This window comes from Pseudomonas sp. FP198 (assembly GCF_030687895.1).
Taxonomy (GTDB): Bacteria; Pseudomonadota; Gammaproteobacteria; order Pseudomonadales; family Pseudomonadaceae; genus Aquipseudomonas.
Window position 1 is genome coordinate 3,232,410 of the sequence record NZ_CP117452.1, and the last position, 14,386, is coordinate 3,246,795.

A 14,386-nucleotide genomic window follows, 5' to 3' on the forward strand; every position below is an offset into this window, starting at 1 on the left:
TTACTCTTCCATCTCTGATAACAGGCGCTGCATTTCGTCCAGGGCTTCGTCGGTCGAAGGCCCCTGGGGCTTTTCGATCTGCTCGGCGAGCGCCGCGATCGTCGGGTTCTGGAACAGGCTGCGCAGCTCAAGCTTGACGCCGAAGCGGCTTTCGACCTGGGTCATCAAACGCATCGCCAACAACGAATGCCCGCCCAGCTCGAAGAAGCTGGTGAATACCCCGACTTGCGGCAACTCGAGCAGGTTCTGCCAGATGTCCGCCAGTTGCTGTTCCAGTTCGTTGCGCGGTGCCACGCCCTGGATCGCCACGGGCTGCGGTGCCGGCAGTGCCTTGCGGTCGATCTTGCCGTTGGCATTGAGGGCAAAGCGCGGTTGTTCGATGAAGCCGGCCGGAATCATGTAGCCCGGCAGCACGCCTTCGAGATACCGACGCAGCGCCGCCTGATCAACCGGGTTCGGCGTTTGCAGCCAGGCGAACAGGCTCTGGCTGCGCGAATCGATCATCACCACGGCTTCTTCGACGCCCGGGTAACGGCGCAGCAGCGATTCGATTTCGCCCGGTTCGATGCGGAATCCGCGCACCTTGACCTGGAAATCACCGCGACCGACATAGGCCAGTGCCCCATCGTTGCGGCGGCGTACCAGGTCGCCGGTGCGGTACATCCGGCTGCCGGGTTCGCCGGCATAAGGGTCGGGCAAGTACGCCGCCGCCGTGATGGCGGGCGCGTGCTGATACCCACGGGTAACCCCGGAGCCGGCGATATACAGTTCGCCAGTGGCGCCCAGCGGAACCGGGCGGAGCATGTCGTCGAGCACGTAGCAACGGGTGTTGAGCAAGGGCGCGCCGATGTCGGCGACGCCGGACGGCACGTCTTGCAACGCCTGGGTGGTCGACCAGACGGTGGTTTCCGTCGGCCCATAAGCGTTGATCAACGCCACGCCTCGGCCACGCAATTCGTTCACCAGTCCACCGGGCACCGCCTCGCCACCGATCAGGCCACGCAAAGGCGGCCAGTCAGCCTGGCCGGTCTCCAGCAGGATCTGCCAACCGGCCGGTGTCGCCTGGAACACCGTGGCCCGACGCAGCAGCGCGAACAGCTGATGCCCATCGACCACCTGCTCGCGCCGCGCCAGCAGGATCGCGGCGCCGTTGACCAGCGGCAGGAACAGCTCCGGCTTGCACATATCGAAGGCGTACGTGGTGCTGGCGAGCCAGACATCCTCGGCGCCAAGCGGCAGCAAGCGATCGAGACCGGCCAACAGATTGCTCAGGTTGCCACGGGTCACCTGCACGCCTTTCGGTGTGCCGGTCGAGCCCGAGGTATAGATCACATATGCACGCTGCCGCGGGTCCACCGCCAACGTCAGGTTGGCATCGCTGCTGGCATCCAGCGGCAACTGATCGAGCAGGACGTGATCGACGCCGGCCAAGGCCTCGGCGCACAGGCTTTCGCTGAGCACCAGGGCTGGACGCGCGTGATCGATGATGAAGCGCAGGCGTTCGCTCGGGTGTTGCGGATCCAGCGGCAGGTACGCCGCGCCCGCCTTGTGGATCGCCAACAGGGTGGGCAGCAACCACGGGCCGCGACTCAGGCAAACGGCAACCAGATCATCGGTGCCGACATTGCGCGCACGCAGCCAATGGGCCAATCGATTGCTGATGGCGTTGAGTTGCGTGTAGTTCAGTTGCCGGTCCTGGCAATCGACGGCAAGGGCTTCAGGCGTCAGGACGGCTTGCCGTTCGAAGCGGGCAATCACGTCCACTGCGGCACTCAAGGATTGCGCGGGCCGATTCCACGGCCGCTCGGCGAGCGCATGGTCGGCATTCGCCAGGTCGATGTCCCAGAGGCGCGCCTCGGGTTGCTCGAGCATGCCTTCGAGCAGGTAACGGAACTCAGCGGCGTAACGCTGCGCGGTGTGTGCCAGGAACAGGTCGGTGTTGTATTCCAGCACGCACTGCCAATCCTCGCCCTGCTGCTCGATATGCAGGCCGATGTCCACCAGGGCGCTGGCGCTTTCGACGTTCAGGCGCTGTGCCGGCAGCCCGGCGAAGCGCTGTTCGAGCGCTGCGTTGGCATCCCGCTGGATCAGGTTGAACAACGCCTGGAACAGCGGTGTGTGGCTGAGATCGCGGCGCACCTGCAACGCTTCCACCAAGCGCTCGAACGGCACGTCGGCATGCTGTTGTGCCGCCAGGTGAGTGGCTTGCAATTGTTGCCAGAACTGCTCGACCGATTGTTGCGGGTCGATGTGGCTACGCAGTACCTGGGTGGTGGCGAAGTAACCGATCAGGTTATCCGTGTGGGCCTGATGGCGATGGGCGACCGGCAGGCCGACCCAGATTTCGCGCTGTCCCGAGTGCCTGGCCAACAGGGTTTTCCAGGCCGCCAGCAACGGTGCGAAAGCGGTCAGGCCGTGGCGTTGTGCCGTTTCGCGCAGGCGCCGGACCAGCACAGTTGGCAGGTTGAAGCGCAGCCGCTGGCCGTTGTAGCCCTGCTCGGCGGGCCGCGGCAGATCGGTCGGCAGATTCAGCACGGGCGGCTCGCCCGCCAGGGCGTCACGCCAGTACCCGAGCTGCGCTTCGATTCGTGCCTGCCCGGCCGGGCTCTGCCAGCTGGCCGCGATATCGGAGAATTGCAGCGGCAGCGGTGGCAGGCAAGCGTCGCGCCCTTCCAGCAAAGCCTGGTAGATCAGTTGCAGTTCGTTGAAGAGAATCTCCAACGAGCGCGCATCAGCGATGATGTGATGCACAGTCACTTGCAGCACGCTGCGGTCGTGGCCCTGGTACACCCGCACGCGCCACAGCGGCGGCGCGGTGAGGTCGAACGGACGCTGCGCCTCATGGCTCAGTTTCTGCGTGAAAGCGCTCGATTGTTCATCATTTTCCAGTGGCTCGAAGCTCAGCGGCATGACGCCCAGGGCCTCGACACGCTGGCGCGCACCCTCGGCTGTTTCGCTGAACAGCGTTCGCAGGCCGTGTTGACGGGCAACCAGTTGCGCCAGCGCCCGCTCCAGCACTTCCGGTTGCAAGTTGCCAGCCAGGCGCAGGGCCAGGGACAAGTGATAGGCCTGGGTATCGCCCTGCAGGCGATCAAGGAACCACAAGCGTTGCTGGGTGAAATGCAACGGTGCCAAGGGCTCTTCGAAAGCGCGCAGGATGCCGTCGGCCTCGGTGCTTGCCTGGGCCAGCGTAGCGGCCAGGTCACGCAGCAGCGGTTGCTCGAACACGCTGCGCAATGGCAGGCGCCGGCCATGCTGTTCGGCGATCCGCGCGACCAGCCGCGCCGCCAGGAGCGAGTGTCCGCCCAAGGCAAAGAAGTTATCGTCGGCGCCCACCTCGGTGCATCCCAACAGCTCCTTCCAGAGCTCGGCCAGCGCCAGTTCCCACTCACCCGCCAACGCGCCATGCTGGCCGTCACGCTGTTGCGGTGCCGGCAGGGCCTTGCGGTCGACCTTGCCACTCGGGCTCAACGGCAGCGTGTCGAGACGCACAAACTGACTGGGCAGCATGTAGTCCGGCAACTGAGCGCCAAGAGTGTCACGCAACAGCGCTTCATCCAGCGCATCGCCTGCGTAATAGCCCACCAGGCGCGCCGACTCACCGCTGCCCAACAACACGACAGCCGCCTCGCGAACCCCATGGATGCGGGACAACAGTGCTTCGATTTCGCCCAATTCGATGCGAAAACCCCGCAGCTTGACCTGGAAATCCAGGCGTCCCAGGTAATCGAGGCTGCCATTGCTGTTCCGCCTGACCCGGTCGCCGGTACGGTACATGCGCGCGCCGGCCACGAAAGGATCCGGCAGGAACGCCGCGGCGGTCAGGCGCGCGGCGGCGAAATAACCGCGGCCCAGGTTGGCCCCGGCCAGGTACAGCTCACCGGGAACCCCGGCGGCCACCGGTTGCAAGTCGGCATCGAGAACGTACGCGGCGGTATTGGCCACCGGTTGCCCGATCGGCACCTCAGCGCCGGCTTCGTTGCCGCTGCGCACTTCAAAGGTGCTGTAGACGGTCGCTTCCGTCGGCCCGTAGCCATTGATGACCTCGGCGCCCCTGCCCTCGATGGCTTCGGCCAATGCGCACGGCAAGGCCTCGCCACCGGAGACGGCGCGCACGCCTTGCCAACTGCGCGAGGTATGCGCCACCAGCATCCGCCAGGTAGCCGGCGTGGCCTGCATGACGGTGGGTTGGCCGGACAGCAACAACTGGTCGATGGCCTGCGGGTCCCGCGCCTGTTCGCGATCGGCGAGCAGGATACTGGCGCCTCGGGCCAGGGGCAGGAGCAACTCGACGATGGCAATGTCGAACGTCGCAGTGGTCAGCGCCAGGACCCGGTCCCGGGCCGTCATCGGCAGGACCTGCTCGACGGCCAGCATCAGGTTCATCAGGTTGCCACGGCTGATCGCCACGCCTTTGGGCTGGCCGGTGGAACCCGAGGTATACAGCACGTAGGCGAGCTGACCGGCGACGCAGGTCATTGCATTGAAGGTGTCGGTTGGAGCGCTGGCTTCAATGTCGAGCAACGGCAGGCCGCTGTTCCACTGCGCCAACACACCGAGACTCGCCGCCGTGCCCAGGCACAACGTGGGCCGGGCCGCTTGGAGAATGTAGCGGCCACGCTCCGGTGGCGTGTCCTCGGCCAAGGGCACATACGCAGCGCCGGCCTTGAGCACCGCCAACATGGCCATCGGCAGGCGCGCGTCGCGGGGCAGGCTCAGCACAACGCGGTCTTCGACACCGACGCCCTGGGCCTGCAACTTCGCCGCCAGCCGCCCGGCGGCCTGATCCAGTTCGGCGTAGGTCAGCTGTTCATTACCTGCCACGACGGCAATCGCCGCGGGCTGGCGGGCAACCTGAAGCGCAAAGGCCTGGAGGATGTCCTGATGACCCTTCACCGCGCGACCATCAATCCGCGCAAGATCCCGCTCGGCCGGCTGCCATGCCAGCTCACCCAACGGCTGATCGGACTGCTCGATCAACGCGTCGAGCAACGCCAGGTACTGTGCGGCCATCGCTTGCACGGTCTGTTCACGGAACAGATCGCTGCTGTACTGCAAGCTCAGGGTGATGCCGTGCTCGCTGTCGCGCACATCCAGGTGCAGGTCGCACAGCGCGCTGTCCGGACGGTTGTCCAGCGGTTCGGCAATGACCTCGGTGAGGTCGAAACGCTCCAGGGCATTACCCGGGAAATAGTTGAACATCACCTGGAACAGCGGGTTGTAGCTCACCTGCCGAACCACGCCGAGTTGTTCGATCAGGTAATCGAACGGCAAATCCTGATGGGACTGGACCGACACGGACAGCGCCTGCAACTCGCTCATCAGTTGCAGCAGGCTGCGCTCGCCGGAAAGTTTCCTGCGGTACACCAGCGTGTTGACGAAGCAACCGACCAGAGGCTGCAACACCGCATGGTGCCGGTTGGCCGCTGGAACACCGACCAGAATGTCGTCTTCGCCGCTGCGACTGCGCAACAGCAACTGGAAAGCGGTCAGCATCGGGATGAAATTGCTCCAGCCGTGGCGAGCGCTGAAGGCCTTCAGGCGGGCTGCCAGGTCTTCGGGCAAGCGTCGCTCGACACGCCCTCCGGCCTGGCTGGCCTGGGCAGGTCGGGCAAAATCGGCCGCCAGGTCGAGCACTGGCAGTTCACCGGCCAGTTGCTCGCGCCAGTAGGCCAGCTCTTGCGCGCACGCCTTGCTGCGCATCCACTGGTGCTGCCAGACGGCGTAGTCAGCGTATTGCATCGCCGGGGCGAGCCGTTGAGTCGCCTGGCCCTGGCGGCGGTTGCGATACTGCTCGCACAAAGCGTCGATGATCAGTTGCAGGGACCAGCCATCGGCAACGATGTGATGACAGTTCAGCGACAGGACTGACACCTGCGGCGCCAGGCGATACAGCCGGGCGCGCAGCAACGGCGCCGCTTCCAGCGCAAACGGGGTCATTGCATCCTGACGCAGCCGATCGTGCAGCGCCTCTTCGCTCGCCACATCGATCACCGGCAAATCAACTTCGGTCTGCGCCAGGATCACCTGGCTCGGCCCTTCGGCCCCGCTGACATAGCCGCTGCGCAGCACCTCGTGCTGGTCGACTACCGCTTGCAACGCCGCATGCAGGTCAGCGACATGCAGCTCGCCGGTCAGGCGTACCGCGCCCGCCAGGTTGTACGCCGGGCTCTGCGGGTCGAGTTGCTGCAAGAACCAGAGACGTTGCTGGGCAAACGACAGCGGCAGCTTTTCTGGTCGTGGCAGCAGGGTTGGCGACGGTTTTACCGCACCGGCCTGGCTTTCCAGCCAATCGGCCATGGCGGTGATGGTTGGACGCTCGAAGACCACGCGCAACGGCAAGTCCTTGCCTGTGAGTTTGCCGATCAGGCCAATCAGTTGAGTGGCCAGCAGCGAATGGCCGCCGAGTTCGAAGAAGTTATCCTCGACGCCCACCTGTTCGAGCCCGAGCACGCTTTGCCAGGCTTCCACCAACTGGCCTTGCAACGCGCTGCTGGGTGCCACATAACGGGCCTGGCTTTGCGCGGCGAAATCCGGAGCGGGCAAGGATTTGCGATCGATCTTGCCGTTGCCGTTGAGCGGGAAACGCTCCAGGAACACGAATGCACTCGGGATCATGTAGGCCGGCAGATTGCCCAGCACATGCTCGCGCAACGCCTCGATGCCGCACCCGACCTCGGCCACGACATAAGCCACCAGCACCTTGGAGCGCTGCTGGTCGTCGCGGGCCACCACCACCGCTTCCCGCACCCCTGGGTAACGGGTCAGGCAGGCTTCGATCTCGTCCAGTTCGATACGGTGCCCGCGAATCTTGACCTGGTGGTCGGTGCGTCCGACGTATTCCAGGTCGCCATTGGGCAGGAAGCGCGCCAGGTCGCCGGTGCGATACAGGCGCGAACCGTCGTTGGCAATCGGATCCGGCAGGAACACCGCCGCCGTGCGCGCCGGGTCGGCCATGTAGCCGCGCCCGACGCCGACACCGGCGACGAAAATCTCGCCCACTGCGCCAACCGGTATCGGTTGCAGATCAGCATTGAGCAGATACAGGCGATTGTTCAGCGTGGCGCGCCCGATCGGTACGTTGATGCGTTGTTCCGGCAAGCGTTCCAGCAGCGGGTGGAAGGCGACGTCATCGGAGCATTCGGCCGGACCGTAGGCGTTCATCAGCGGGATCGCCGGATAGCGCTCGAACCAGCGTCGCGCCAAGGCTGGCGGCAAGGCCTCACCCGTGGCGAGGACCCAGCGCAGGGGCGACGTCTCCAGGCCGGCGTCGAGCAGGCTTTGCATCAATGACGGCACCGCTTCAAGGATGCTGACGCCGTGCCGGCCGATGGCCGTTGCCAGCGCCTCGGGGTCCTGCACCACACAGTCACCGAGAATCACCGTGCGTGCGCCCAGCACCAGGCCCGCGAGGGTTTGCCAGACCGAGATGTCGAAGCACTGCGGTGCGGTCTGGGCGATCACATCATTTGCATCGAGCCCCAGCCCCGGCAGTTTGCCGAGAATATTGTTGAGCATGCCCGCCTGGGCCACCATGGCGCCCTTCGGCGTGCCGGTGGAACCGGACGTGAAGATGCAATAGGCCAACGAGTCGCCGTGCACTGCGATATTCAGGTTTTCATCGCTGTAGCCGCTCAGCATCGAGGGGTCATAACGCACGGCCTTGGGCCGCTGTTCGAGCAGATCCAGTGCCTGCATGGCCAACTCGCCCTGCCCCGCGCTGTGCACCAGCAACGGCGTGCGGCTCTGGCGCAGCACCTGGGCCAGGCGTTGGGCCGGGTTGCGTGGATCGAGCGGCAGCCAACCGGCACCGGCTTTGAGCGTGGCGACAATCATCACCACCAGGTCCAGCCCGCGCTCATCGAACACCGCAATCAGATCGTCGCTGCTCACCCCTTGTGCCCGCAGGTGTCGGGCCAGCCGGTTGGCGGCGCGGTTCAACTGATCGAAGCTCAGGCTGTGCTCGCCATGGACTACGGCGACGCGCCCTGGATTCTGGCGGACCTGCTGCTGAAAGCGTTCGATGAACAACGGTTGCAGCAGTTGTTCGTCGGCCGCCAGGCCTCCACCGGCCCAGACCTGGTGCTGATGGCGGATTTCACTTTCATCGAGCATCGCCAGTTGATGCAAAGGCGTTGCGGCGTTCGCGCCCAGGGCCTGGCCCATGTTCAACAGCAGGGCACGGAAGTGGCGCAGCATCTGCTCGACTTCTTCACGCAGGAACCAGTCGGTCTGGTAGGTCAGTTGCAGGTGCAGGCGTTCGCCCGGCACGATGACCACGGTGATCGGGTAATTGGTGTGGGTGCGGTTGGCCATGTCGCTGATCAGGTAGTCCAGCTGCCCCTGGCGCAGGTCGGCGGCGATGGGCGCGTTCTCGAACACGAACAGACTCTGAAACAGGTCCTGGCGCTGGACATCGCTCCAGCGCTGGATGTCGGCCAGGGACACACTCTCGTGTTCACGCAGGCTCAGGTTCTCGGTCTGCAAGGCTTTCAGCCACGGGCCAAGCGCGTCATCCGGGCGCCAGCTCCAGCGCAGCGGCAAGCTGTTGATGAACAGGCCGACGATGCTTTCCATACCTTGCAGGTGGACCGGACGACCGGCGACGGTGATACCGAACACCAGGTCGCGATCACCGCTGTAGCGCGCCAGCAACAAGGCCCAGGCGCCCTGCACCAGCGTGTTGAGGGTCAGGCCGTGCTGCGCCGCGACGTTTTGCAATGCCAGGGTCTGCTCAGGCTGCAGAAACTCGACACAATCCTCGACCGGTTCACTGGCGCCCTGGATGCGGCCGACATGGCCGAAGCCGAACTCGTTTGGTGTGTCGAAACCCGCCAGGCGTTGTTGCCAGAAGGCCTGGTGATCCTCCGGCTTCTGGGTTTCCAGCCAACGAATGAAATCGCGATAGGGACGGGGCGCCGGGAGGTTCAATCGACGGCCTTCCTGGGCGGCGCGGTAGCCGTTGAGGAAGTCCATCATGATGATCGAGAAGCACCAGGCATCCATCAGGATGTGGTGGTAGCTGCGCACGAACTGATAGGTGTCGGGCGCCAGCTTGTACAGCCTGACCCGCATCAGCGGTGCCTTGGTGAAGTCCAGCCCTTCGGTGCGTTCCGCGCTGAGCAACTGCTCCAGACGCGCGTGCTGCTCGGCTTCGCCCAGGTGCGACCAATCCTCATAAGTGATCGGCAGTTCGACCTGCTTGTGCACCACTTGCATCGGGCGCTTCTGCTGCTTCCAGACGAAGGAGGTGCGCAGCAGTTCATGGCGTTCCACCACTTGCGCCCAGGCCTGGCGGAACGCCGCCAGGTCGAGGTTCGGCATGACCATGACGTGCCGGTATTGCAGCAGATACATGCCCTTGCCCGGGTGCATCAGGCTGTGGAACAGCAATCCTTGCTGCATGGGAGCCAGCGGGTAAATAGCTTCGATATTGCGCGAAAGAGCTTTGACCTTGTCGTTCATGCTGACGGTATCCGAACCTGTAATGTTTGGGGACGCAGAGGTTTCACTGTTCGAGTTGTTCGAGCAGCCCCAGGAATTCATCGTCGGACAAGCCTGAGTCGGCGAAATCCGAAGCTGTGGCGCGGCCAGCCGAAGGCGCCTGGCAATGCTCCAGCAAGGCTGTGAGGCGTTGTTGGAACTGCCGCGCCAACTCGCCCACCAGCGCCGGGTCATGGACTTGCGGCGCATAACGCCACTCCACATGCAACTGCCCTTCGTTGATCAGCGCCGTCACGTCCAGCCAATGCGTGCGACGCGTGCTCTCGGCGCGCATGCCTGGACACACCGGCCGCGCCAGACGCCAGAGGCGCGAAGCGCCGATCCATTGATCGACCCGCCCCAGATAGTTGAACGTCAACAGCGAGGCCGCAGCCAGGCCGTGCGCCGGATCCTGGCGCAACAGACCGTAGCCGATGCCTTGCTCGGGTACGCGGCGCAGGGCTTCCTTGGCCGCGATGATCGAGGGCTCCAGATCCCATGAAGTGTCGACCGCCAGTGGATAGCGGCTGGTGTGCCAACCGATCGAGCGGGACAAATCGGGTCCCGGCTCCCAGCCGCTGCGGCCATGGCTTTCCAGCTCAAGGGTGACGCGCTCGCGACCCTGCCACTGGCCGATGACGCCGGCCAAAGCCGCCACCAGCAAATCCTGGACCTGGGTGCCATAGGCGGCGTGGCAGTCGCCCAGCAACAACTGCGTCTGCTCGAACGACAGTTGCGTGTCCAGCGTCCGGCTTGCGCCGTAGGTATTCGCCTGTTCGGGGACAACGCCCTCTGCACGCAGTTGTTCGTGCCAGTAATCAACCTGGGCCAGTACGGCCGGCTCGCGGCGGTGTTGCTGCAGGGCCTCGCTCCACACATGGAAACCCGCCGAGACGGCCGGCAACGCCAGGTCCGGTTGCAGGTAGAGACTTTCCAGCTCCTCCAGCAGCACCTGCCACGACACTGCATCGACGAGCAAGTGATGCGCCGTGCAGAGCAACTCCCGGCTCTGGGCGAAATACACCCAGCGAATCAACGGCGCCGTTGCCAGATCGAAGCCTTGCTGCCAGTGCTGCAACAGCGCTTCGTTCAGGGGTTGCTCCTCGACATGGAACAACCCGTCGACCTGGGATTGGGAAAACGCCTGGTAGCGTTGTTGCCAGCCTTGCGGCGAGGCTTCAAAGATCAGGCGCAAGCTGGCGTGACGCTGCAACAGCGCGCCCACGGCCTGGGTAAACCGCGCCGGTTCCAATGGCTGATCCAACGCCAGCAGCAATGACTGGTTCCAATACCCGGGCTGGCTTTGCTCTTGGGCGAAGAACCATTGCTGGATCGGCGTCAAGGCAAATGCCGTGGTGGGCTCGAGCACGGAAGGCTTGGCACCCTCCTTCGCCGCGCCAAGGTCAACCACCTGTTCGGCCCAGCCGCGCACGGTCGGGAACTCGAAAATCTGCTTGGGCTTGAGCTGCAGGCCCTGCTGCTTGGCCCGGGCGATGATCTGCAAACTCAGGATCGAGTCGCCACCAACGCTGAAGAAATTGTCATCGACCCGCAGCTGCGGATTGTTGAGAATCTCCCGAGCGATGTCGAGCAAGCGCTGTTCGAGACTGCGCTGCGGTGTCTGCACCACTCGCGCCAAGGCGCGCACGGTCTGTTCGGCGAACAGCTGCTTGGGCGTCATCAGGATGTTCTGCTGGCGCGCCAGGGCAATGATCTGCAAGCCGAGGATCGAGTCGCCGCCGAGGGCAAAGAAGTTGTCATCGGGCCCCAGGTCGGGATTGCCGAGCAGCCCGCGCCAGATGTCCAGCAATGCGCTTTCAACCGCGTCCAATGGCTGATCGAGCGAAGTCTTCGCCGGCGCTTGGGCCGGCGCCTGCTCGTCCCATCGCAGCAATGCCTGGCGATCGACCTTGCCGTTGGGCAGCAAGGCGAAACCCTCGAGGCAATGCCATTGGGCCGGTTGCATGTAGTCCGGCAGTTGCCCTTGCAGGGCGGCTTGAATGTAGGGCAGCGCGGCAGCTGGCGCGACCAGGAACGCCACCAGGCGATTGCCGGTCAACGGCGAAGGACTGTTCAGCACCTGCACGTCGCCGACCCGCGGCATCGCGCGCAATCGCGCCGCGACTTCGGCCGGTTCTACCCGGTAACCGCGGATCTTCACCTGCTCATCGAGCCGACCGAGAAACTCAACCTGCCCTTGATGATTGAGTCGAACCCGATCGCCGGTGCGATAACCGTGCCGGCCAAAGCGGGCCCGGTCTGCGTCGGTCGCGCTGAGGTAGCCCAGCGCAACGGTCGCCCCCTGGATGTACAGCTCGCCACTGACGCCGGTCGGCAAGAGCGCGCCGGCGGGCGAACGCACGCTGACCTGGACGTTCGGCAGGGGTCGACCCAGCGGCGCTGCGCCGCGGGTATCGACCTCATGAGTCAACACCCCGACGGTGGTTTCGCTGGGGCCGTAGTGGTTGACGATGCGCAGGTCCGGCTGCAAGGCGCGCAGCCGCGAAACCAGCTCCTGGCCCAAGGCTTCGCCGCCGGTCACCAGGCACTGGCGCGGCAACAAGCGCTGCGGATCATTGGCGACCAGCAAGGCGTTGAGGTGCGACGGCACGATTTTCAGCAGGTCCACGGGCTCGCGCTCAAGCACCGTAGCCAGCTCCTCGGCATCGAAGGCCAGTTCCTCGGCCAGCAAGCGCAGGCGCCGACCACTGAGCAATGCGCCGAACAACGCCGTGTGCCCCAGGTCGGTGGCGCAACTGGCCAGGCTGGCAAGGCTGGCATCGGCGGTCAGGTCCAGGCGTTCAAGGCACCCGGTCACATAATGAATCAGGTTGGCCTGGCTGACCGCCACGCCCTTCGGCCGTCCGGTGGAGCCGGAGGTATAGACGATGTAGGCCGGCAGGTCCGCGGCCACGGCTGCGCGTAATGGCGATTCGCAGGACAACGGTGCAGTTGGCAGCGACAGCCACCGTACCGGTTCAGGCAGCCATTCGGGACGCAGGCCCTCGCCCACCCAGACCCGGGGCGTGGCATCCTCGCAGATGTCCTGCAGACGCGACTGCGGCCACTGCGGATCGAGGGCCAGGTAGGTGGCGCCGCACTGCCAGGCCGCGAGCATGTGCATCACCAGTTCGCGACTGCGGGGCAGGCACAAGGCGATGCGTGCGCCCTCGAGGTTCGCGCCGGCCTGCAAGCGCTCGCCACGGGCAACCACCGCTTGGCCCAGCTCGGCATAGCTCAATGTGCCTTGTTCGTCTTGCAGCGCAATCGAATCAGACTTGTGGGCGCACTGCTGGACGAACGCCTGCCAGGCGTTGCTGACCGGGACCGGTAGGTCCTCGCCATTGAGGATCGATCGTTGCGCGGACGGCAGCCAGTCGAGCTGGGCAAAAGGTACGTCCGGCTGTTCGATGACCGCGTGGACCAATGCAACGAACTGGTCGCAATAACGCTGGACTGTTTCGTGACGGTACAAAGCCTTGCTGTAACGCCACCGACAGAGGAAACCCTCCTCCTCATCCACCACAACCATGTTCAGTTCATGGGCCGCTCCACGCTGTTCCGACAACACGGGATCCACGTACTGGTGAAACGGCGCGGCACGTTCCTTGTTGAGCGTGAACATGTGCTGGAACAGCGGCGCCTTGCCCGCCTGACGCTCAAGGTTCAACTGCTTGACCAGGCGCGAGAACGGGTAGTGTCGGTGCGCGAGGGCCTGCTTGACGGTAGCGTCTACCTCACGGGCCCAGTCACGACTTGAAAGGTCTGGCTGCAAGCGACAGCGAACCGGCAGCGAGTTGACCAGATAGCCCGGCAAATTGAGGTGTTCGCGTCGCAGGCGCAGACCGCCGGCCGTACCCAGCACAAAATCGTCTTGCCCGGACAACACCCCGAGAAACTGTTGAAACAGCGAGAACCACCAGACGTAAGGCGTCACGCCCCACTCGCGGGCCCGGGCCCTTGCCCTCGCCGTGGTGGCGGGATCGAAGCGAACCGGCAGCTCCATCCCTTCGAATGAGCGATTACCGCCAAAGGCGAAATCCGTCGGCAACTCCAGCGTCGGGGCTTCGCTCAGTTGCGCCTGCCACCATGCCAGCTCCGCAGCTTCAGTCGCCTCGCTACGCACGTGCAGCTCACTGTTGTAGTTGCGATAGGCATCAGGATTGATCGCAGGCAACGGCTGACCATCGACCTGTGCGAACAACTCGTTGAGCACGATATGGAACGTGGCCGGATCGGCAGCAATGTGATGGATCACCAGCAGCAGCGTGAGCTCGGTATGACCATCCCGGGCGTTGCTCAGCACCACGGCCCTGCTGACTTCCCCGGCCTGGAGATTGAAAGGCCGGTCGGCCAGTTCGGCAATGCGTTGGTGCAAGGTATCGGTATCCGCCGCCTGCAAGGCAACCCACTGCAACGGCTGGATATTTTCGCTATGACTCCACTGCACCAGGTCGCCGTTGCGTTCACCGTAGGCTGTGCTCAACACCGGGTAACGCCGCTGAATCATGGCCCAGGCGTCTTGTAGGCGCCGGGGCAAGTCCTCCGTTACGAACTGCGCCTTGATTCGTCCTGCGTAAGCAAGGTTATAGGCACAACTGTCGGGTTCCAGTCGCTGTAGAAACCAGAGAGCCTGCTCATTGTCGGTCAGTGGCCGCGCATCAAGATAATCGGGATGCAGGGCCAGCCATTGCAACACTTCGTGCTCTCGCGAACGGAGCTCAACTTCAAGTTCATCCGTCAAAGCACCTTGCGACCCGGGCACGATGTCCAGTTGACCTTCGGCTTCCGATAGGCGGATTCCACGCAGCCAGCAGCGATGCATCAGGCGATCGAGCATTTGATGTCCTTCATTTTTCTTGTTTGGAAAGCCACCCAATGTGGCGGCAATGCAAGAGCGTCG

Annotated in this window: 2 protein-coding genes; both read right to left on the bottom strand. The window is 64.3% G+C overall.

Features of this window, described 5'->3' with window-relative positions; genetic code table 11:
- Complete coding sequence (locus tag PSH78_RS14645) at window positions 1-9,465, bottom strand: non-ribosomal peptide synthetase (RefSeq protein ID WP_305494992.1); 9,465 nt, start codon at window positions 9,463-9,465, stop codon at window positions 1-3.
- Between the two features lie 43 nt (window positions 9,466-9,508).
- Window positions 9,509-14,323, bottom strand: a complete 4,815-nt coding sequence (locus PSH78_RS14650) for a non-ribosomal peptide synthetase (protein ID WP_305494994.1) — start codon at window positions 14,321-14,323, stop codon at window positions 9,509-9,511.
- Window positions 14,324-14,386: the final 63 nt, after the last annotated feature.

Bases quoted from the DNA above. Each gene is read 5' to 3' on its own strand.
- PSH78_RS14645 (WP_305494992.1), bottom strand. From the start codon at position 9,465: ATGAACGACAAGGTCAAAGCTCTTTCGCGCAATATCGAAGCTATTTAC.
- PSH78_RS14650 (WP_305494994.1), bottom strand. From the start codon at position 14,323: ATGCTCGATCGCCTGATGCATCGCTGCTGGCTGCGTGGAATCCGCCTA.